The organism is Hyphobacterium sp., assembly GCF_965217055.1.
In the GTDB taxonomy this organism is placed as follows: domain Bacteria; phylum Pseudomonadota; class Alphaproteobacteria; order Caulobacterales; family Maricaulaceae; genus Hyphobacterium.
Genome location: NZ_OZ244227.1, coordinates 1,263,568 through 1,282,905 on the forward strand (window position 1 = coordinate 1,263,568; position 19,338 = coordinate 1,282,905).

Below are 19,338 nucleotides of genomic sequence, written 5' to 3' on the forward strand. Positions count from 1 at the left end.
TGTCTAAGGTCCTCACGAACGTGCATGGGAGACGCGCCAATGGCCACAATCGCGCTGGTCGACGATGACGAGAACATCATCACCTCGGTCTCCATTTTTCTGGAGGGTGAAGGTTATACCGTCAGGGCCTTCAATGACGGGTCGAGCGCGCTCGAAGCGCTGACCACGGATCCTGCGGATCTCGGCGTCTTTGATATCAAGATGCCGCGCATGGACGGTCTCGAACTGCTGCGCCGCTTGCGCCAGACCTCGAACATGCCGGTTATTTTCCTGACGTCCAAGGATGACGAGTTCGATGAGGCCCTCGGGCTCAATCTCGGCGCCGACGACTATATCACCAAGCCGTTTTCGCAACGCCTGCTGGGCGAGCGCGTCAAGGCCGTGCTGCGCCGTGCGCGGCCGGATCCGGCTGGCGAACCGGGCTCCGACAATGGCGATTCCAGGCCGATCATGCGCGGGCGCCTGTCGCTTGATCCCAACCGCCATTCCTGCGCCTGGGAAGGCGAACCGGTGCGGCTGACGGTCACCGAATTCCTGATTTTGCAAGCGCTGGCGCAGCGGCCGGGTTATGTGAAGAGCCGGGATGCGCTGATGGATGCGGCCTATGACGACCAGATCTATGTCGACGACCGGACCATCGACAGCCATATCAAGCGAATCCGGAAGAAATTCAGAGAGGTCGACAAGGAGTTCGACGCCATCGAGACGCTTTATGGTGTTGGATACCGTTACAAGGAGAGCTAGCGGCGCGCTGACATCCGTTCGCGGCGCCTCGTTCTCGCGTCTGGCCTGGATCATCCTGGTCGCGAACGGGCTTGCGCTGATTGTGCTGGTCATCGGCATGCTGGCGGTGTCGGAAACCCGACGCGGACTGGTCAATGCCAAGCTCGATGCGCTGCGTGTCGAGGGCGAGCTGATCGCCAATGTCATGGCCGAAGGCGCGGCCGAGAGCGACCCGTCACCGATCCTGATCGAAGGCGATGCGCGTCTCCTGTTGCGCGATCTCTATATTCCGGACGAAGTGCGCGCCCGCATATACAACAAGGCGGCGCAACTGGTCGCCGATACTCACCTTCTCAACAACCGGCTCGATGTCATCGTGCTGCCACCACCCGGCGAGGACTTGCCGAGCGACCTGGCGGAAGATGCGCGCAGTGTTCTGTCGCGTGCGCTCGACGGTTTCGGCGGGTTGTTCCGGACGGCGGAAGAGCGGGCGGCTCTGAACCGCACACTCGAAGAGGAAGTGGCGGCGGCGATCGAGGGCGACATCGTGGCGGGCGTCCGGCGGCAGCCCGACGGATCACGCGTCGTCTCAGTTACCGTGCCCATCCAGCCGGTGCGAGCGGTGGTCGGCGTGGTGACGCTGGAATCCTTCGATCTCGACGAGCTGATCGCCGACGAACGGCGCGCGCTTTTCCCCTTCATCCTGATGGCCGCGCTTGTCTCGATCCTGTCCTCGCTCATGCTCACCGTGTTTATCGCCCGGCCGATCCGGCGTTTGGCAAAAGCGGCGCGCCGGGTGCGCCTGGCCAAGGGCCGCAGGGTCGAGATGCCATCGCTGGCCGGCCGCCGCGACGAGATCGGCGAACTCGGTGAAGCCCTGCGCTCGATGACAGCCGCTCTCTATGACCGCATGGACGCAATCGAGCAGTTCGCAGCCGATGTCGCGCACGAGCTGAAGAATCCGCTGACCTCGATCCGTTCGGCCGCAGAAATCCTGCCGCGCGCCAAGAGCGCCGATCAGCGCGACAAGCTGCTCGCGGTCATCGCTTCGGATGTGCGGCGCATGGACCGGTTGATTACCGATATCGCCCGCGCTTCACGGCTGGATGCCGAGCTGGCGCGCGAGGATGTCGGCCAGGTCGACCTCGTCAACCTGATCGGCGATACGGTCAGCTCCTATGAGACGGCGCTGGCGAGCGGACCCGCGGTAGTGTTCGAAACGACATTGGAATCGGGGCCGGTCGAAGGGCGGGCCGCACCGATCGGCCAGGTGATCCGCAATCTGATCGACAATGCGCTCACCTTCTCGCCAGCGGACGGCCGCGTCACCATCCGGCTATCGCTCGAAGCCGGAGACGAACTGGCGATCACTGTCGATGATGAAGGTCCGGGCATTCCACCCGAGAGCCTGGAGACGATCTTCAAGCGGTTCTACACGGAGCGTCCGCAAGGCGCCGAATTCGGCTCGCACTCGGGCCTGGGGCTTGCCATTGCGCGGCAGATCGTGCGCGTCCATGGCGGGGATATCCGCGCCGAGAACCGGACCGATGCCGACGGCAAAATTGCCGGTGCGCGCTTTGTCGTGACCTTCCCCCGCGCTGCGCAAATCTGACAGCTGCGTGAAAAAAGGCCTTTTCGTAATCCTATTGCCGCGATTTAATCACGGTCTTATGGGGTGAGGCATGATCGGCTTTCTGATCGTTACACACGGCGAACTGGCACGTGAATTCGTGGCAGCCACCGAGCATGTCGTTGGCGAACTCGAGCAATGCGAAGCCGTATGCATAGGCGCGGATGACGATCTCGCCGAGCGGCGCGACGATTTGTCGGAGCGTATCGGGCGGCTGGATACGGGATCGGGCGTGTTGATCCTGACCGACATGTTTGGCGGCACACCGTCCAATCTCGCGATCTCGCAATTGTCTCCCGGCAAGGTCGACGTGCTGGCCGGCATCAATCTGCCGATGATGATCAAGCTCGTGGAATCACGGGGCACGCTGGATCTCGAAGCGCTCGCGGAAGCCGGCGAGAAGGCCGGTCAGCGCTATATTGCGCGGGCGGCCCGCGTTCTGGAAAGCGCCAACAAGTAATGCCTGCATCGCAATCGGTCGTCATCTGCAATGAGCGGGGCCTGCACGCGCGTGCGTCGGCAAAATTTGTCGATGTCGCCGCCGGTTATGAGGCCGAGATCGAAGTGCAGCGCGGCGAAGACCGCGTGCAGGCGTCCTCAATCATGGACCTGCTCATGCTGGCGGCCAGCCAGGGCACGGAGATCACCATTCATGCCAGCGGCCGGGATGCCGAGCCGGCGCTGGCAGCGCTTGTGAAACTCGTCAAAGACCGGTTTCACGAATCTGTTTGACGCTAGGGCTTTTCGTCACGCCCGCTTTCGGCTTCCGAAGCCGCATTGAGAAACGGATCCGATTCGTCGTCTTCCGGCGTGGGCGGCGCATCGACGGCCTCCACCTCGATGATTTCCGCATCGTCTGCGGCCACTGGCGCCGGGGATTCGTCACCTTCTGCGGATGCCGGTTCTGAAGATTCTTCAACAGCTGGCGGCGTTTCGCTGACGCTTTCCGGCGGGGCCGGTTCGGCCGGCGTCTGGACGATGTCTGGCGCTGCCTCGCTCGTCTCCGGCGTCTCTTCTGCTGTATCGGAATCGGTCATCGACGCCGCGATGGTCGGCGCTTCGGCGATATCGGGCTCGCCTGCCTCGCCCGATCCGCCGGTCTCGTTGACGGTGCGATTGGCGAGCGGCGGTGGTGGCGGCAGGATCATTTCGCGATCTTCAGCGATGTCGTCGATCTCGGCGGCAACCGGAACGGCAAGCGCCGGGGCCGGAGACGGTGCGTCGCCGTTCTCACGTTTCGTATCGGCGCGCGCTGCCGCAAGATCGGCATCGCTCGGCAGTTCGTTGTCTGCTTCCGACGTTTCGGGTTCGGCGTCAGAATCATCGCTGTCGGACTCGTCGCGAGTCTCTGCGTCAGCCTCGACGGCGTCTGCCCCGGCCGCTTCCGCATCCGATGCGTCCGCGGCTTCGCGCGATTCCTCGGCAGCGATGTCGGTCATTTCTTCGGCCGCGTCCGCCTGAGCGGCGGTGGCGGCAAGCGCGGCAGCGGCGGCTGCCGGTGCGGTCACGGCTTCGCGCGGCGGATTGCGCAGGATGTTCTCGCTCAATCGGGCAATCCGGCCCTCCAGCCGTGCGGCATCGCGGGTGCGATTGATGGTGCCGCCAATGCAGAAGACCAGTGCCACACCGGCAAGCGCCAGCAATGCCGGCATCAACGGCGAGGCCGTGCCCAGCGCCAGGCCGGTGACCAGGGCTGCCAGGATGTAAACCGGCACCCAGACGATCCGCCATGACCGGGCGAAATAGGTGAACATCGCCAATCCCGACAACAGGAGGGTGAAGACCAGGACGTTGGGCGTCAGCCATTCGGGCAGGCCAAGCTGCGATACCAGGCCTGTAACGCCCGGAATGGCCGCGGCAACGTCAAACCCGGCAAGTGCGGGCGCCTGGGCCGTGGCCATGGCAAACAGGTCGAGCTGCGGCAGCGATGCAAACAGGGCCGGATCGACTTCCAGCATGAAGAGGCGCACGTCCGGCCATGAAAAGGTGAGCGTCGCGACGATGAAGGCGATCATGGCCAGCCACCAGTTGACCGCGCGGGTGACACCGCTGCGGCCAAGCGCGCCGGTCGCGTCGGGCGAGGTGCGCGTCCAGGCGTTGCGGTCATGGTTGATGAGCGCCACCGGACGCGAATCGTGATCGGGACCGCTCTGCATGCGCAGGACGGTGACGGTCTCGCCATTGTCCAGAGGTGTATCAGGACGCGACAGTCGGAGCGTCTGGGTATGACCATCGACATCGCGCACATCGTGCTCGCCGCGACGGCGATGCGCCGCGTCTGTGGTCACGCCCGGTGAAGCGTAGAATTCCACCCGTTTACGCCCGAAACCCAGGCTGGCATGTGCCCCCGGAATACTCGACATGAACCCACCCCCTGATACGACTTTGCGGCACACCCGCCGCGGCAAGGCCTACCTCCCGCAGGCACTTGGGGGTCGGTTATACAAGAATTGGGCCGCAAGAGTCAGGGACCGGCCAGATTCTTTTCCAGCATAGGCCGCCGCCCCACATTGTGCCGGTGCCGGGGGCATGATAACTGGCGCCTGACAACCCCTTTCCGGCCGGGAGTCCCCGCCCCGGAGGGTCATCATTCCATTGAATTCCAGAACGGAAGGACCCTCGATCCATGACTGACTACGCCGTAAAAGACCTCTCGCTTGCCCAGTGGGGCCGTACCGAAATCGAAATGGCCGAGATTGAAATGCCCGGCCTGATGGCGCTGCGCGAGGAATATGGCAGTGAAAAGCCGCTGAAAGGCGCGCGCATTGCCGGTTCGCTGCACATGACCATCCAGACGGCGGTGCTGATCGAGACGCTGGTCGAGCTCGGAGCGGACGTCCGCTGGGCGTCGTGCAACATTTTCTCGACGCAGGACCACGCCGCCGCCGCGATTGCCGAGAAGAATATTCCGGTGTTCGCGCACAAGGGTGAGACGCTGGAGGAATACTGGGATTTCGCCGACCGCATCTTCCAGTGGCCGAACGGCGAAACCGCCAACATGATCCTCGATGATGGCGGCGATGCGACGCTGTACCTGATCCTCGGCGAGAAGGCGGAGAATGATCCGTCGGTTCTCGGTGAGCCGAAATCGGAAGAAGAGCAATTCCTGTTTGCGCAGATCCGCAAGCGGATCAAGGAAAGCCCGGGCTGGTTCGCCAAGGCGAAAGCCGCCATCCAGGGCGTGTCGGAGGAAACCACGACTGGCGTGATGCGCCTTTACCAGATGCAGAAGCGCGGCGAGCTGCCCTTCCCGGCGATCAATGTGAATGACTCGGTGACCAAGTCGAAATTCGACAATCGCTATGGCTGCCGGGAAAGCCTGGTCGACGCGATCCGGCGCGGCACCGACGTGATGATGGCCGGCAAGACGGCGCTGGTGTGCGGTTATGGCGATGTCGGCAAGGGTTCGGCGGAATCGCTGGCCCAGGCCGGTGCCCGCGTGGCGGTGACCGAAGTCGACCCTATCTGTGCCCTGCAGGCTTCGATGGACGGGTACGCCGTGGTCCGCGTCGAGGACGTCGTCGATGATTGCGATATCTTCGTCACCGCGACCGGCAACAAGGACGTGCTGACCGTCGATCATATGCGCGCCATGAAGGACATGGCGATCGTCTGCAATATCGGCCATTTCGACAACGAGATTCAGGTCGAGGCGCTGCGGAACTTCCAGTGGACCAATGTGAAGCCGCAGGTCGATCTGGTGCAATTCCCGGAAGGCAACCGGATCATCCTTCTTTCGGAAGGGCGGTTGGTGAACCTCGGGAATGCCAATGGTCACCCCTCCTTCGTGATGTCGGCGTCCTTCACCAACCAGGTGCTGGCACAGATCGAGCTCTGGCTGCGTGGCGATCAGTACCAGAATGAGGTCTACATCCTGCCCAAGCATCTCGACGAGAAGGTCGCCGCGCTGCACCTGCCGAAGCTCGGCGCAAAGCTGACCGAGCTGTCGCCGGAGCAGGCCGACTATATCGGCGTGGAACAGGTCGGTCCGTTCAAGGCCGAGCATTACCGCTACTAGCAGGCGAACGCCCCGGGGACGGCTCCGGGGCGTTTCCCTTGCCGCAAGGACTGCGAGCCTGATTCGATGATTGCCCGCCTCGTGTTTCTCGTTCTGCCGCTGGTCCTGTCCGGCTGCACGGCCGTGTCTTCGCTGCCGGGCGCGGGGGGGCTGGACCCGCGCGACGAACCGTTCCGCGCAATGCAACCTTTCCCGGTGCCTGCCAATGTCGAGCGGCTTATCGGGCCGGAGGATTGCCAGGGCGCGCAACTGGCCGCCCGGGAATTCGAAATGCCGGCGTATCCGCCGCGGGCCTGGTCACGCGGGCTGCAGGGCTGGGTCGTGGTCCGTTTCCATGTCTATGACACCGGGCGGCCGCACCGGGTGCGGGCTGCGGAAAGCGTGCCCGCAGGGTATTTCGAGGGCGCCGCCGAACGCGCCGTTCAGCGCTGGCGGTTCGAGGCATTGCCGGAAGGGCAGGCGCTGTCGAATTGCGTGGTATTGTTCGAATTCCGTAATGGCCAGGTCCGGATCAGGTAAGCCTCATGTCAGATGACGATATCGTCCGCCTGCTGGATGAAATACCGCTGCTCTACAAGGTCCGAGCCTTTGCCGACGGCATTGTCGACGGACGCTTGTTCATGCGGCTTGGCGACCCGCTCGACGAGCGCGAGGCCGATCTGTCCCGCTCCTATCTCGACGCGCTCGGCTTTCCGCACGCCGAACCGGGTCTCCTGACCAGCTGGGAAGAAGCGGCCGAGGCCGCCGAAGCGCTCGATTTCAATCCCGAGGGCTGGGAAGCGGAGGAAATGCTGCGCGCCGGGCTGGTAGCGCAAGCCGCCGAGCGCCTGGATGAAAGCGCGATCCAGACCGCGCTCGAATATGTCGGGCTGAAAGCCGGCGAAGCCGCCCAGGACGCGGTCGCCTATTCGGCTTCGCTCGGCGACATGCGCGACGAGGCCGTTCTCAATGCCGCGGCCGGCGCCCTGGTTCAGGCTGCGAACGGTGCAGCGCTGGTCATTCTCGCCGAAGCCGAAGACGAGGATCCGCCACACGCCTTCCTCGCACGCTGGCGGCTCTTCGTTCGCGGGCGCTGGCCGGTCGGACTCGCCGGCTCCACCTACAACATTCTCTGAAGGCTGCTGTTTTATGACCAAGCTCACCATTGCCAGCTGGAATGTGAACTCCGTACGGCTGCGCGCCGAACCGCTGATCGCCCCCTTCGTTGCCGCCTGCCAGCCGGATGTGTTGTGCCTGCAGGAGATCAAATGCCTCGAGGAGCAATTCCCGGAAAAGGCGTTCCGGGATATGGGTTATGGGCATTTCCACATTCGCGGGCAGAAGGGCATGCACGGCGTCGCCATCGCCTCGAAACTGCCGCTCGAGGATCTCGGAGACGAAGCGATCTGCCCGCGCGAGGAGGCGCGCCACCAGCGGGTTGGAGTGGCGGGCATCGAACTGCACAATTTCTATGTCCCGGCGGGCGGTGACGAGCCGGATGTCGAGGCCAATCCGCGCTTTGCCCACAAGCTCGATTTCGTCGACCGCATGGCCGACTATTTCGGCGCGCGCGACACGCAGAGCGACAAGATCCTGATCCTTGGCGACTTCAACATCGCGCCGACGGAAAACGATGTCTGGTCGCACAAGCAGCTGCTCAAGGTGATCTCCCACACGCCGGTGGAGGTCGACAAGCTGAATGCGGTCAAGACAGCCGGCGATTTCATCGACGTTGCCCGCGAGGTGATTCCGGAGCCGGAGAAGATCTACACCTGGTGGAGCTATCGGTCGCGGGACTACAAGCTGTCCAATCGCGGCCGGCGGCTCGACCACATCTGGGTGACCCCGCCCCTGCGCGATGCGGCGCTGGCCAGGGGGCGCGACGGATTCCGGATTTACGAGCCGGAACGCGGCCGCGAGAAACCATCGGACCATGTGCCGGTGGTGCTGGACCTGGTGCTCTAGCCGGGCGCTACCGCGCTAGCTCTGCAGCCGGTAACCGCCGCTTTCCGTGATCAGCAGGCGCGAGCGCGCCGGATCGGACTCGATCTTCTGGCGCAGCCGGTAAATATGGGTTTCCAGCGTGTGCGTGGTGACGTTCGGGTTGTAGCCCCAGACCTCGTGCAGGAGTTCATCGCGCGAGACCGGCTTGCCGCCGGCGCGATAAAGGTATTTGAGGATATTGGTTTCCTTCTCGGTGAGGCGCACCTTCTTCTCGTCCGAGGTGATCAGCAGCTTCATCGAGGGCTTGAATTCATACGGTCCGATCTGGAAGACCGCGTCCTCGCTCTGCTCATGGCTACGGAGATGGGCACGCACCCGGGCCAGCAGGACGGAGAATTTGAACGGCTTGGTGACATAGTCATTGGCGCCGGATTCGAGACCGAGGATCTGATCGGCATCGGTGTCCTGGCCGGTGAGCATTATGATCGGCGCGCTGACACCATTCTTGCGCATCAGGCGGCAGGCCTCGCGCCCGTCCATGTCGGGCAGTTCGACGTCCAGCAGGACGAGATCGACCCGTTCGTCTCGCGCGATCTTGATACCGCCGCTGGCATTGGCCGCATCGCGGACCTCGAATTCATCATGGAATCCGAATTGTTCGATCAGGGTTTCGCGGAGGTCGTCATCGTCGTCGACGCAGAGAATCGTTTTTTTAGCGCTCATGGTTTTTTGATCATGCCAGTTTTTCGAGGGGAGGCAATTCCTGCCGACCGGCAGAAAAGTTGCGGCAGAAATGACCCGGTGCGGCGATCACGGTCAAGCGCACAATGGTGTTACGGTGACGTCAGCACAGCGTGATAATGGCCGCAATATTGCATGGTTAACGCCCGGCACGCCAGGCCTGCAGGTCCAGCGGCGTGAACCTTCCGTGGTGGGGAAGGCGTTCGGGGCGCCGCGCCAGGCTTGGCCTGAAGTCTGGCGTCCCGCGCCGACCGCTTGATCTTGGCGGCCGGCTGACGGCTAATCGCGGCATGACGATTTTCACTGTGACCTCCAGCGGACGCTTTCTGGCACCGGATGGCGAATACGCTGCCGCGCTGGGCAAGAGCGGTGTTGTGGCCGAGGCCGACAAGCGCGAGGGCGACAAGGCAAGCCCGCTCGGCGTCTACCGCTTGCGGCGGGTTCTGTATCGCGCCGACCGCGTCGCGGAACCGGAAACCCGTCTGCCGGTGCGGACAATTCGCGACGATGATGGCTGGTGCGACGCGCCCGACGACCCCGCCTATAACCGGCCGGTCCGCCTGCCCTATCCGGCATCCTGTGAGGAGATGAAACGAGAAGACGAACTCTACGACATAATTGTCATCCTTGCGCACAATGATGCTCCGCCGGTCCCGGGGCTCGGCTCGGCGATTTTCCTGCACTGCGCCAAGCCGAACCATCCACCGACACTCGGTTGCGTGGCTCTGGCGCGGGCGGACCTGGAGGCCGTGCTCAAACTCGCGCAGCCCGGCGATCTGCTGGAGATCAGGCGCTAGGGCGTTCGCCGAACAGGGCGGAGCCGACGCGCACGCTGGTGGCACCGAATTTCACCGCTGTCTCGTAGTCCGAACTCATGCCCATGGACAGTTTCTGTACATTGTTGGCCGCCGCCAGATCGGCGAGCAGGGCGAAATGCGGGCCGGCCGGTTCGCCGACCGGCGGAATGCACATCAATCCCTCAATGTCGAAACCGTATTCATCGCGCACGAGATCGAGAAAACCAGCGACATTGTGCGGAAGAACGCCGGATTTCTGTTCCTCCTCGCCGGTATTGACCTGGACGTAGAGGCGCGGTGTGCGTTTCACCTTGCCAATCGCCTTGCGCAGCGCACGGGCGAGCTTTTCGCGGTCGAGTGTCTCGATCACGTCGAACAGGGCGACGGCCTGCTCCGCCTTGTTGGTCTGCAAGGGGCCGACGAGCCGGAGTTCGAGACCGGGATAATCGCGACGCCGCGCCTGCCAGCGGTTTTCTGCCTCCTGCACGCGGTTCTCGCCGAATACGCGGTGGCCGGCGGCGAGTGCCGCCTCGATGCGGTCATCGGGCTGTTGCTTGGAAACGCCGACCAGCGAGACGTCTGCAGGGTCGCGCCCGGCGGTGCGTGCAGCAGCAGCAATGCGTCCGAGAATGTCGTCGCGGCGGCGGGCGAAAGCGGTTAGATCGGTGCTCATGACGCTTCGCACCTATGACGATGCCACGCGGCTGGCAAGGCTGGCAGCCAGATGGCCCGGCGTGCCAGGGGTGCTGCCACCGCTGGTCGCGCTAAGCGACCCGGACCGTGTGCTGGACGTGGCGGCCTTCGCCGCCGGTCTGCCCGACGAGTGTGCGCTGATCTACCGGCATTTCGGACGGGCGGAACGGTTTGTCCAGGCGAGTGCGCTCGCTGCGATCGCACGGGACAAGAACATCGTTCTGCTGATCGCTGCTGATCCGGAGCTGGCCGATGCCTGCGATGCTGACGGGGTTCACTGGCCAGCGCGGGAGTTGCGGACGGCGCTCGACTGGCGGCGGCGTAATGCGGAGGCGGTCATGACGGTCTCTGCGCACAGCCGGGCGGAACTGGCCGCGGCGGCGCAGGCCGGCGCCGATGCTGCGCTGCTGTCACCGGTATTCGGTACGCGCAGCGCGGGAAGCGGACCGCCGCTGGGACGCTTGCGCGCAGCGTCGCTGTTGCGACAGGCGGATTTGCCGGTCTATGCGCTCGGCGGAATCACGGCAGACTCGGCGCGCAGGCTGGAGGCATCAGGATTTTCGGGATTGGCCGCGATCGACGGCCTCAAGCGCTAGAAGCGCCAGCCGGTCTCGAACTTCACTTCCGGTGCGCGCTCCTGCAATTCCGGACCTGAGACAAGATTGTCGGGGTTGGAAAAGCGGATCGAGCCGCCGAAGCGGAAACGGCTGTTGAGATCGACATAAACGCCGGTCTCGATGGAATCGAACTCGCGACGCTGGTCATCGCTGCGGTCAAAACCGAGGGTGAAGCCCCAGCCATCACCGGAGTCGAACTCCACTTCGCTTTCCGGGAAATCGAGATTGACGCCGGGCGCGATATCCGAGCTCAGCGTGTAGGTCTCATACCATTGCTGGGCATCGTCTTCGCTGGATGCGCTGACCACGTCCTGAGCCGCAAAAGCACCCGGCGCGGCGGCCAAAGCCACCACGATTGCACCAGCGATCCATTTCGAGTTGCACGCCAAACGCATGACAATTACCCCTCAACGACTTCAGAATATAGGCAATTGCTTACGAAAGGCGAAGAGGCGAAACTGACTCTTACGGCGAATTTAGCCGAATTTTCCAACCCTCTAGCGGCTGACGGCGATCTCGAGAAAGACGCCAACACCATTTCTGCCATTGATTCCAATAGCTAAGGGTTGATTTGATGCGAGATCCGTCTCGATATCGTGTAATCCAAATGCCACACTGTGCGCGTCGCCGACCAGTCGCGAAATCGTGAACTGGGTAGCGGTCTGGTCCTCGCCGAGAAAATCGTCTTCGGCCCGCGCCCATTCAGCGCCGACGCTCCAATCACCGAAATCATAGCGCAATGCGGTCATAACCGCGCTATAGCGGCCGCCCGAAACGGCGTTATCGGACCACAATGCCGACAATCCGGCATTCCAGCCATTCTGCGACCAGCGGGCCTGGAGACCATAGGCGGCATAATCCTGCGAGAAGGCCGGTGATGCAGGGTCGGCGAACGCGATATTCGCGCCAAGCCGAACGCGGCCGACGCTGTCAAAGGTGTGATCGAAAGAAAGCGCGCCTTCGAACACGGAATCCAGCCGCGCCGAGGCCGGGCCAGCGGCAGACGCGCCGGGCGTGCAGAAATCGATTCCGCAATAACGGGTTTGCGGCGTGAACGAGGCCGAGGCACTCAGGCCGACAATGCGGGGCGTGGTGTAGACCAGGGTCGGGCCGAGGCCCGATGCGGCATTCAGGGTCCGGATGGCCGCGCCGTAGGGCGTTGCCAGCGGCCCGCCGTCGAGGCGCAGAAAGGCAGAGCCGGTCGGCATGGGCACGGTCTCCAGCGCCGCAGCACCGGGTGTCAGACCGGCACGGAGCTCACCCCATCCGGTTCGGAGAAACAGGCTGGCACGGCTTGCGGCAAAAGCCTCGCCACCGCCTTCAGGTGCACCGCCCGTGTAGCGGCCGGTTGCCAGCGAGCGCCTTGGCGGCGCGGCGTTGGCTGCCTGGTTGGCGAAGCCATCGCGCGGACTGTCGGCCTGGGCCTGCAAGCCGATATCCGCACCCCAGCGCCAGCCATTGTCGGAAATACCTTCCCATTCAAAGCCGAGATCGAGGTCAGCGAGCGTGCTGCCGCCATAATCCGCCGCCGCGAACACCAGCGCCGCATCGGCAGAAAAACGGAACTCGACCGTGGAGAGCGGTCCCGATTCTGGCCAATCATCCTGAAGTGAATGCGCCGGCGCGGCCGCGAGGGCTACGGAAAGCGCGGAGAATATGATCGCGCCACAATACCGTGTCATCGTGCCTCTCGCGGCCCCGCCGGTCGGCCCCGTCCCCCCGGACGAGACGCCAATCCACACCGCACCGGCCCTTAACGTCAAGCAAGCGCTGCCCCGATTAAGGCAAGAAAAAGGCGGTTGTGTCCTGAAAGCCACGCCGGCTTCCCGCAAACTCTCCCTGAATCAGGTGTCGCTTGTGGCTGGCCATGCGCGTTTCGCATGTTATAGATCGCACAGCTTTCCGGCTGTCTGCCGGTTGTGCTCACCTTCTCTCTTGGAGACTGATCGATGAAGCTTAGCCGCTCACTTGCCTTGCCGGTTCTGGCGCTCTCCGTATTCGCGCTTGCGGCCTGTTCTTCTTCGCGTGGTGCGGGTGGTGACGAGCGAAGCGGCCTTCGTCTGCCGAGCCTGCCCAGCCGGTCGGTTGACCAGCGTCCGGCCGGGATCGGTGTCAACAGCTTCCTGTGGCGCGCCAGCCTCGACACGATCAGCTTCATGCCGTTGCGTGAAGTCGACCCGTTCGGCGGCGTTATTGTCACGGACTGGTATGCCAATCCGGAGTTTCCGTCCGAGCGCTTCCAGGTCACGGTCTACATTCTCGACACGCGGCTGCGCGGCGATGCGCTATCGGTCCGGGTTTTCCGCCAGGAACGGGCCGAGGACGGCGAATGGATCGATGCCTCTGTCGCGACCCAGACCGCCCTCGACATCGAGAACGCCATCCTGACGCGGGCGCGTCAGCTGCGAATCTCGACTCTCGACGATTAATGCTTCGACCCGCGCCATCACGCGGGATCAGGACCTTATAAAATGAGCCGATACAATCCCAGGGAAGCCGAGCCGAAATGGCAGAGCAACTGGGCCGGTCAGGGTGTCGATCGCGCCGGGCGCGAAGCGTCTGACCGGCCGACATACTATGTCTTGGAAATGTTTCCCTACCCGTCAGGCAAGATCCATGTCGGGCATTCGCGCAACTATGCGATGGGCGATGTCGTGGCGCGCTACAAGCGGGCACGCGGTTTCGATGTCCTGCACCCGATGGGCTGGGATGCGTTCGGCCTACCGGCGGAGAACGCCGCGCGCGAACGCAAGGTGCATCCGCGCGACTGGACACTGAAGAATATCGAGGTGATGCGCGGCCAGCTGAAACGGCTGGGCCTGTCGCTCGACTGGGACCGGGAGATCGCGACCTGCGAGCCGGACTATTACCGCCACCAGCAGGCCATCTTCCTGAAATTCTTCGAGAAGGGCCTGGTCGAACGGCGCAAGGCCAAGGTCAACTGGGACCCGGTCGACAATACGGTGCTCGCCAATGAGCAGGTGATTGACGGCAAGGGCTGGCGCTCTGGCGCGCCCGTCGAACAGCGCGAGCTGGACCAGTATTTCCTGAAGATCACCGATTATGCCGACAGCCTGCTGGACGGTCTCGAAACGCTTGATCGCTGGCCGGACAAGGTGCGCCTGATGCAGGCGAACTGGATCGGCCGTTCGCGCGGGGCACATATCACCTTCCCGTTCGCCGATTCGAAGGATGCCGAGCGGTTCGGCATGCCCGGAATCAAGGTGTTCACGACACGGCCGGACACGATTTTCGGAGCCAGCTTCCTCGCACTGGCCGCAGACCATGCCATCACCAAGACGCTGGCGGACGAAACCCCGTCGATCGCGCAGTTCGCTCGCGAATGCGCTGCATCCGGCACCAGCCAGGAAGAAATCGAGAAAGCGCCGAAATCCGGCATCGATCTGGGCGTGAAGGTGCTGCACCCGTTCGACGAGTCATGGGAAATTCCGGTGTGGTCGGCGAATTTCGTCTTGTCGACCTATGGCACGGGCGCGGTGTTCGGCTCTCCGGCCGGCGATCAGCGCGACCTCGAATTTGCCCGCAAGTACGATCTCGACGTGACGCCGGTCGTCCTGCCGCCTGACGCCGATGCCGAAACACATGCCATTTCTGACGAGGCCTATACCGGGCCGGGCATGATTTACAATTCGCATTTCCTCGACGGGCTGTCGACGGACGAGGCGATCGAACGCGTCATCGAGAAACTCGAAAAGGCCGGGCTCGGCGAAGGCGCGACCACCTACCGGTTGCGCGACTGGCTGGTGTCGCGGCAACGCTATTGGGGTTGCCCGATCCCGGTCATCCATTGTGACAAATGCGGCGTCGTACTGGTGCCGGAATCCGATCTGCCGGTGGAATTGCCGCGCGACGTCACTTTCGATCAACCGGGCAATCCGCTCGACCGGCATGAAGGCTGGCGAAGTGTCGATTGCCCGTCCTGTGGCGGACCGGGGCAACGCGAGACCGACACGCTGGACACCTTTGTATGCTCGTCCTGGTACTTCCTGCGCTTTGCTTCGCCCTGGCCGCAGGACAAGCCGTTCGACGCCACCGAAGCCCAGCGCTGGATGCCGGTCGATCAATATGTCGGCGGAATCGAACACGCCATCCTGCACCTTTTGTATGCGCGCTTCGTGACGCGGGCGCTGCACGATTGCGGACTGATCGACCTGCCCGAAGGCGAACCCTTCGCCGGCCTGTTCACGCAAGGCATGGTCACGCACGAGACCTACAAGGCCGATGACGGGCGCTGGCTCCTGCCGACCGAGGTCGAACCTCGCGATGGTGGCGTGTTCGAGATCGCGACCGGCAAGCCGGTCAAGGTCGGCGCCATCGAGAAGATGTCGAAGTCGAAGAAGAATGTCGTCGATCTCGACGATTTCATCGACACCTACGGAGCCGATGCCGCCCGCTGGTTCGTGTTGTCCGACAGTCCGCCCGAGCGCGATGTCGAATATACCGATGGCGGCGTCGACGGTGTCTGGCGGTTCATCCAGCGGCTTTGGTCGATCGTCGACGAGCGTGCCGGCGAGGCGTTCGGCCCGGAAACCGTGGCCGATGAAGCAGATGGCGCGGCGCTCGAGCTGCGGCGGACCGCCCATCGTGCGATCCGGGACGTCACCGAGGCGATTGAAGGCTTCCGCTTCAATTCGGCGGTCGCCAGGATCCACGATTTCGTCAACGCGCTGCGCAAATTCGACGCCGACAGCCCGGCCGCCGAGGCCGCCGAGGCGGAAGCGCTGGGCATTCTCGCCAAGCTGATCGCGCCCTTCATGCCACACCTGGCCGAAGAGTGCTGGACGCGGCTGGGCGGCGACGGGCTGGTGGTCAGCACGCCATGGCCGGAAGCCGATCCGGCACTGCTGGTCGACAATTCAGTGACCATCGCCGTGCAGGTCAATGGCAAGCGGCGTGGCGAGATCGCGCTTCCTAAAGGGGCCGACAAGGCGGATGCCGAAGCCGAAGCCCTGGCGGATCCGGGGGTGGCGCGGGCGCTGGAAGGCCTTAATGTGCGCAAAGTGATCGTGGTCCCTGACCGGATCGTCAATATCGTGGCGGGATGAAGATGAAACGCACATTGACCGTACTGCTTCTGACGCTGGGCGCTGCCGGCCTGTCGGCCTGTGCCTTCCAGCCGCTCTATGGCGATGCCCGCCAGGTGTCGACCGTTCGCAATATCAGCGTATCCGTCGAAGGGCAGGAGCGGATCGACCAATTGCTGGACGAAGCCCTGAACGATCGTTTCGGGACGCCGTCTGGCGGCCGTTACCGGCTTGTGGCAGTGACCGACACGACCCGCTCGGGCCTGGGCGTCGGGGCTGACGACATTGCCAGCCGCGCTGCGCTTGTGTTGACGGTTGATTTCTCACTGGTGGACACGTCCACCGGGACACCGGTGCTGACCGAGGCGGTTCGCACCGAGGCCACATTCGACATCCCGCGCGAACCTTATGCGGCGATCACGGCGCGGCGCGATGCCGAGGAACGCGTGACGCAGGAGGCGGCGGACCGCATGGCGCTGCGTATCGCCCGGCACGTCCACCGCGACGGCCAGTGAAGGCGACCGCGCGCGACGCGGCAGGGCGCATTGCGAAACCCGATACATCGCTGCGCGCCTGGCTGATCTACGGGCCGGACCGCGGCCTGGTGCGCGAGCGCGCCAATGCCCTGGTCAAGGTCCTGCTCGCCGATCCTGACGATCCGTTCGCGGTCACACGTCTTACCGACGAGGACCTGAAATCCGACCCGGCGGTGCTGGCCGACAGCATGGCAGCGCTGTCGATGATGGGCGGCGAACGGCTGGTCCGGGTGCAGCTTGCCAGCGAGGCGGGCGGGGCACCGGTCGCCGCCTTCCTCAAGGATTACGAGGCCGGCAATGCCGCCGCGGAAGCCTGGATGGTGGTCGAGGCCGGCGATCTCAAACCGGCGGGCAAGCTGCGCAAGGCATTCGAACCCGCCAAGCAGGCGCTGGCCGTGCCGTGCTATGTCGAAACCGCGCGCGGACTGGCCGAGTTTGCCGAAGAGGCGCTCGCTGGCGAAGGCCTGACCCTAGCCGCCGATGCGCGGGCGCGGCTGTTGCCGATGATCGAGGGCGATCGCGGCATTGCCCGCTCCGAGATCGACAAGCTGATCCTCTACAAGGGGCCCAGGGCTGTCCGGCCGGAGGGCGAGGACAGTGTCACGCTCGCGGATGTGGAGGCCTGTGCCGCGTCAGGTGGCGACGGCGCGCTCGACCGGATTGTCGACAGCGCCCTGTCGGGGGCGGTGAAAGCGGCTGATTCCGGCTGGATGCGGGCGCGGGCCGGTGGCGCCAGCGGGGTCGGGTTGGTCCGGGCCATCCAGCGCCGGATCGACCAGCTCCTCGAAATCCAGATCAATGGTTATGACGCCGCGCTGCGCCTCGGGGCGCCGCGCTATCCGCCGGGCAAGCCGGTCGTCGAACGCCAGGCGTCGATCTGGGCGGCGCGGTCGCTGGACCAGGCGCGGCAGGCGGCCTTTGACGCGGAACGCCAGATGAAACGGAGCGGGTCTCCGGCCGAGCTGATCGCCGGCGATCTGTTGCTCAAGCTGGCGCTGCGCGGCGAAGCCCTGTCGGCACGGCGATAGGGGCATTGCGCGCCCGCGCCCGCTCGGTTAGACAACGCGCCCTACGCACCCGTAGCTCAGCTGGATAGAGCGCTGCCCTCCGAAGGCAGAGGTCACAGGTTCGAATCCTGTCGGGTGCGCCAGCTTCATTACTTGTGCTCAAGCCCATCCGGGCTTTCGCTCCTCGCTTACGCTGCGGGCGCGCAGTCGCACTTGCCGAACCCGAAGGGGTTCGGGGCTCGCTGCCGCGAGGTCCGGTCAAACAAGCGTGCCTGTATCGCGCAGGCAATGGCTTCCTTTGACAGAACCATCTCACCAAAGCGTGAGTTGAATAAGAAGCGTGCGTCATGTTCGCTCTATGTATGAAATACTTTCTCATTGCGCTTTTATCCGGGTCTTTCCTGCTGACCGCATCGCCCGTCCAGGCCCAGAGCAACGAGCCCGCCAGCGAAGCCGAGGTGCGCGAAGCCTATGACGTCTTCCTCGACTGGCTGAACGCCTACCAGTCCGAAGACTATCACCAGCAATGGCAGCTGACCGACCGGCGCATCCGCACCTGGTGGCCGCGCGAGCGCTGGACCCGCTTCATGCAGGATTCGCGGCGGCATACCGGTGAACTGACGTCAATCGAGGTCTTGCAGGCCGGGCCGATCGAGGCAGACACCCTGCCCTGTACCGAGCGCGGCCACTGCTATCGTCCCGGCGTGCGTTACGTCTTCTTGATGTTCAGGACGCGCTATTCCGGGGTTGAGGACGAGTTGACCGAGTATGCGGCGATGGCGGAAAGCGGTGATGGCTGGCGCTTTGGCGGCGGCAATATCCTGAACCGGCCGCTGGGCGAGACATCCGTGATCATGACGCGCACCGACGAGAGCCGCTACCGTCAGAGTTTCCGGCAATAGCGGGTCAAGGTCCGCTTTCCCGTTCACCCGGCGCCAAGACTCAGCTATGTTTCGCGCGAAAGTAGCGGGGGCCTTCGACATGATCCGGATTCTGGCAGTATGCGTTGCAGCGATCAGCCTGGCAGCCTGTTCGGGTGATCCCGAATTTGCTGAAGGCGGCGATCTGGTCACCATTCACGGAGCGATCGGGACCGTCGACCGCGGCGCGACCGATCCGGCAACAGAACCGCTCTTCCGCGCCTATGGCATCGAGTTCGACTCGGCGTGCGTGATGCCGTTCGCCAGCTTGGCCGACATGGAGCAGCACTCGGTGCGCGTCGCCTATCCCGCGGGCGGCGAGACTCGGCATTTCTCCGGACCGCTCCTGCGCGACGTGCTGGAGATCGCCGATCCGCAAGGCTCGATGCTCACGGTGACGGCCCTCGACGGCTATCAGCGCGATATCGAGATCGACCAGATCCTCGAACACGATGTGATCGTCGCCATCCGCATGGAAGGTGATGCGCTGAACATTGGCGGTTTCGGACCGGCAATGGTCGTCTGGCCGCGAGATGACGATGATGATTTGGCCGACATCGACGATGCGGACTGGGTCTGGGGCGTGTTCTCGATCGAGGTGCGCTAGGCAAAGCCGGGCCAGGTCACAACACTGTCATTTCCTGCCAGAAAAGCGTTTTCAACCGCCAAAGAGCTTTCTAAGGTCGCC

Annotated in this window: 21 protein-coding genes and 1 tRNA gene; 17 read left to right on the forward strand and 5 right to left on the reverse strand. The window is 63.8% G+C overall.

Annotated features, from left to right (window positions below; genetic code table 11):
* The first annotated feature begins 39 nt into the window (after positions 1-39).
* The 4 genes from ACOOFN_RS06325 to ACOOFN_RS06340 all read left to right on the forward strand — a co-directional run bounded on the left by ACOOFN_RS06325 (position 40) and on the right by ACOOFN_RS06340 (position 3,085).
* A complete protein-coding gene (locus ACOOFN_RS06325) occupies positions 40-744 on the forward strand; it encodes a response regulator transcription factor (protein ID WP_420434797.1) in 705 nt (234 codons plus the stop codon).
* Entirely contained in the window at positions 713-2,335 is a 1,623-nt protein-coding gene (locus ACOOFN_RS06330) for a stimulus-sensing domain-containing protein (RefSeq protein ID WP_420434799.1), read from the forward strand. The genes ACOOFN_RS06325 and ACOOFN_RS06330 overlap by 32 nt, the downstream gene beginning before the upstream one ends.
* Positions 2,336-2,405: 70 nt before the next feature.
* Positions 2,406-2,813 carry a PTS sugar transporter subunit IIA gene (locus ACOOFN_RS06335; protein WP_420434801.1) on the forward strand — a complete coding sequence of 136 codons (408 nt, stop codon included), beginning with the start codon at positions 2,406-2,408 and terminating at the stop codon, positions 2,811-2,813.
* Complete coding sequence (locus ACOOFN_RS06340; RefSeq protein ID WP_420434803.1) at positions 2,813-3,085, forward strand: HPr family phosphocarrier protein; 273 nt, start codon at positions 2,813-2,815, stop codon at positions 3,083-3,085. Before ACOOFN_RS06335 ends, ACOOFN_RS06340 begins: the two co-directional genes overlap by 1 nt.
* A 2-nt stretch (positions 3,086-3,087) precedes the next feature.
* On the opposite strand, the gene ACOOFN_RS06345 is transcribed toward ACOOFN_RS06340, so the two are convergent.
* Positions 3,088-4,716, reverse strand: coding sequence for a hypothetical protein (locus tag ACOOFN_RS06345; RefSeq protein ID WP_420434805.1), 1,629 nt, complete (start codon positions 4,714-4,716; stop codon positions 3,088-3,090).
* Positions 4,717-4,979: 263 nt separating this feature from the next.
* Here ACOOFN_RS06345 and ahcY point away from each other — a divergent pair, with 263 nt between their 5' ends.
* From ahcY to xth, 4 genes are all read left to right on the forward strand, one after another.
* Positions 4,980-6,371, forward strand: a complete 1,392-nt coding sequence (gene ahcY / locus ACOOFN_RS06350) for an adenosylhomocysteinase (protein ID WP_420434807.1) — start codon at positions 4,980-4,982, stop codon at positions 6,369-6,371.
* A gap of 66 nt (positions 6,372-6,437) precedes the next feature.
* Entirely contained in the window at positions 6,438-6,890 is a 453-nt protein-coding gene (locus ACOOFN_RS06355; RefSeq protein WP_420434809.1) for an energy transducer TonB, read from the forward strand.
* 5 nt (positions 6,891-6,895) lie between these two features.
* Positions 6,896-7,486: a hypothetical protein gene (locus ACOOFN_RS06360; protein WP_420434811.1), complete on the forward strand. Its 591-nt coding sequence runs from the start codon at positions 6,896-6,898 to the stop codon at positions 7,484-7,486.
* Between the two features lie 13 nt (positions 7,487-7,499).
* On the forward strand, positions 7,500-8,315 hold the full coding sequence (gene xth / locus ACOOFN_RS06365; RefSeq protein WP_420434813.1) for an exodeoxyribonuclease III: 816 nt from the start codon (positions 7,500-7,502) through the stop codon (positions 8,313-8,315).
* A gap of 15 nt (positions 8,316-8,330) precedes the next feature.
* Here xth and ACOOFN_RS06370 read toward each other — a convergent pair whose 3' ends face one another.
* On the reverse strand, positions 8,331-9,017 hold the full coding sequence (locus ACOOFN_RS06370; RefSeq protein ID WP_420434815.1) for a response regulator transcription factor: 687 nt from the start codon (positions 9,015-9,017) through the stop codon (positions 8,331-8,333).
* Positions 9,018-9,325: 308 nt separating this feature from the next.
* Here ACOOFN_RS06370 and ACOOFN_RS06375 point away from each other — a divergent pair, with 308 nt between their 5' ends.
* On the forward strand, positions 9,326-9,832 hold the full coding sequence (locus tag ACOOFN_RS06375) for a L,D-transpeptidase family protein (RefSeq protein ID WP_420434817.1): 507 nt from the start codon (positions 9,326-9,328) through the stop codon (positions 9,830-9,832).
* On the opposite strand, the gene ACOOFN_RS06380 is transcribed toward ACOOFN_RS06375, so the two are convergent.
* Positions 9,822-10,505 (reverse strand): YggS family pyridoxal phosphate-dependent enzyme, encoded by a 684-nt coding sequence (locus ACOOFN_RS06380; protein ID WP_420434819.1) that lies wholly within the window; start codon positions 10,503-10,505, stop codon positions 9,822-9,824. The two genes, ACOOFN_RS06375 and ACOOFN_RS06380, sit on opposite strands and share 11 nt — an antisense overlap.
* Here ACOOFN_RS06380 and ACOOFN_RS06385 point away from each other — a divergent pair.
* Positions 10,504-11,121 (forward strand): thiamine phosphate synthase, encoded by a 618-nt coding sequence (locus ACOOFN_RS06385; protein ID WP_420434821.1) that lies wholly within the window; start codon positions 10,504-10,506, stop codon positions 11,119-11,121. The two genes, ACOOFN_RS06380 and ACOOFN_RS06385, sit on opposite strands and share 2 nt — an antisense overlap.
* Here the strand turns inward: ACOOFN_RS06385 and ACOOFN_RS06390 are convergent.
* The gene (locus ACOOFN_RS06390) at positions 11,118-11,537 is read right to left on the reverse strand and encodes an NtrZ family periplasmic regulatory protein (protein ID WP_420434823.1); all 420 of its coding nucleotides are present in this window, start codon (positions 11,535-11,537) and stop codon (positions 11,118-11,120) included. The two genes, ACOOFN_RS06385 and ACOOFN_RS06390, sit on opposite strands and share 4 nt — an antisense overlap.
* Positions 11,538-11,639: 102 nt before the next feature.
* Positions 11,640-12,824 (reverse strand): porin, encoded by a 1,185-nt coding sequence (locus tag ACOOFN_RS06395; protein WP_420434825.1) that lies wholly within the window; start codon positions 12,822-12,824, stop codon positions 11,640-11,642.
* Between the two features lie 267 nt (positions 12,825-13,091).
* Here ACOOFN_RS06395 and ACOOFN_RS06400 point away from each other — a divergent pair, with 267 nt between their 5' ends.
* The 7 genes from ACOOFN_RS06400 to ACOOFN_RS06430 all read left to right on the forward strand — a co-directional run bounded on the left by ACOOFN_RS06400 (position 13,092) and on the right by ACOOFN_RS06430 (position 19,257).
* Positions 13,092-13,571, forward strand: a complete 480-nt coding sequence (locus ACOOFN_RS06400; protein WP_420434827.1) for a DUF3576 domain-containing protein — start codon at positions 13,092-13,094, stop codon at positions 13,569-13,571.
* 42 nt (positions 13,572-13,613) lie between these two features.
* On the forward strand, positions 13,614-16,208 hold the full coding sequence (gene leuS / locus ACOOFN_RS06405) for a leucine--tRNA ligase (protein ID WP_420434829.1): 2,595 nt from the start codon (positions 13,614-13,616) through the stop codon (positions 16,206-16,208).
* A 2-nt stretch (positions 16,209-16,210) separates the two neighbouring features.
* Positions 16,211-16,702, forward strand: coding sequence for an LPS assembly lipoprotein LptE (gene lptE / locus ACOOFN_RS06410; RefSeq protein WP_420434831.1), 492 nt, complete (start codon positions 16,211-16,213; stop codon positions 16,700-16,702).
* Entirely contained in the window at positions 16,699-17,751 is a 1,053-nt protein-coding gene (gene holA, locus ACOOFN_RS06415) for a DNA polymerase III subunit delta (protein ID WP_420434833.1), read from the forward strand. The genes lptE and holA overlap by 4 nt, the downstream gene beginning before the upstream one ends.
* Before the next feature lie 45 nt (positions 17,752-17,796).
* Positions 17,797-17,873: transfer RNA gene (locus ACOOFN_RS06420), tRNA-Arg, on the forward strand.
* Positions 17,874-18,092: 219 nt separating this feature from the next.
* Positions 18,093-18,632: a DUF4019 domain-containing protein gene (locus tag ACOOFN_RS06425; RefSeq protein WP_420434835.1), complete on the forward strand. Its 540-nt coding sequence runs from the start codon at positions 18,093-18,095 to the stop codon at positions 18,630-18,632.
* Positions 18,633-18,711: 79 nt separating this feature from the next.
* Positions 18,712-19,257, forward strand: a complete 546-nt coding sequence (locus ACOOFN_RS06430) for a molybdopterin-dependent oxidoreductase (RefSeq protein ID WP_420434837.1) — start codon at positions 18,712-18,714, stop codon at positions 19,255-19,257.
* Positions 19,258-19,338 lie beyond the last annotated feature (81 nt).

Coding starts and splice junctions, on each gene's coding strand:
- ACOOFN_RS06370 (WP_420434815.1), bottom strand. CDS start 9,017: ATGAGCGCTAAAAAAACGATTCTCTGCGTCGACGACGATGACGACCTC.
- ACOOFN_RS06375 (WP_420434817.1), top strand. CDS start 9,326: ATGACGATTTTCACTGTGACCTCCAGCGGACGCTTTCTGGCACCGGAT.
- ACOOFN_RS06425 (WP_420434835.1), top strand. CDS start 18,093: ATGAAATACTTTCTCATTGCGCTTTTATCCGGGTCTTTCCTGCTGACC.
- ACOOFN_RS06385 (WP_420434821.1), top strand. CDS start 10,504: ATGACGCTTCGCACCTATGACGATGCCACGCGGCTGGCAAGGCTGGCA.
- leuS (WP_420434829.1), top strand. CDS start 13,614: ATGAGCCGATACAATCCCAGGGAAGCCGAGCCGAAATGGCAGAGCAAC.
- ACOOFN_RS06430 (WP_420434837.1), top strand. CDS start 18,712: ATGATCCGGATTCTGGCAGTATGCGTTGCAGCGATCAGCCTGGCAGCC.
- ACOOFN_RS06345 (WP_420434805.1), bottom strand. CDS start 4,716: ATGTCGAGTATTCCGGGGGCACATGCCAGCCTGGGTTTCGGGCGTAAA.
- ACOOFN_RS06390 (WP_420434823.1), bottom strand. CDS start 11,537: ATGCGTTTGGCGTGCAACTCGAAATGGATCGCTGGTGCAATCGTGGTG.
- ACOOFN_RS06340 (WP_420434803.1), top strand. CDS start 2,813: ATGCCTGCATCGCAATCGGTCGTCATCTGCAATGAGCGGGGCCTGCAC.
- xth (WP_420434813.1), top strand. CDS start 7,500: ATGACCAAGCTCACCATTGCCAGCTGGAATGTGAACTCCGTACGGCTG.
- ACOOFN_RS06355 (WP_420434809.1), top strand. CDS start 6,438: ATGATTGCCCGCCTCGTGTTTCTCGTTCTGCCGCTGGTCCTGTCCGGC.
- ACOOFN_RS06325 (WP_420434797.1), top strand. CDS start 40: ATGGCCACAATCGCGCTGGTCGACGATGACGAGAACATCATCACCTCG.
- ACOOFN_RS06360 (WP_420434811.1), top strand. CDS start 6,896: ATGTCAGATGACGATATCGTCCGCCTGCTGGATGAAATACCGCTGCTC.
- ACOOFN_RS06400 (WP_420434827.1), top strand. CDS start 13,092: ATGAAGCTTAGCCGCTCACTTGCCTTGCCGGTTCTGGCGCTCTCCGTA.
- ACOOFN_RS06395 (WP_420434825.1), bottom strand. CDS start 12,824: ATGACACGGTATTGTGGCGCGATCATATTCTCCGCGCTTTCCGTAGCC.
- ACOOFN_RS06330 (WP_420434799.1), top strand. CDS start 713: ATGGTGTTGGATACCGTTACAAGGAGAGCTAGCGGCGCGCTGACATCC.
- ahcY (WP_420434807.1), top strand. CDS start 4,980: ATGACTGACTACGCCGTAAAAGACCTCTCGCTTGCCCAGTGGGGCCGT.
- lptE (WP_420434831.1), top strand. CDS start 16,211: ATGAAACGCACATTGACCGTACTGCTTCTGACGCTGGGCGCTGCCGGC.
- ACOOFN_RS06380 (WP_420434819.1), bottom strand. CDS start 10,505: ATGAGCACCGATCTAACCGCTTTCGCCCGCCGCCGCGACGACATTCTC.
- ACOOFN_RS06335 (WP_420434801.1), top strand. CDS start 2,406: ATGATCGGCTTTCTGATCGTTACACACGGCGAACTGGCACGTGAATTC.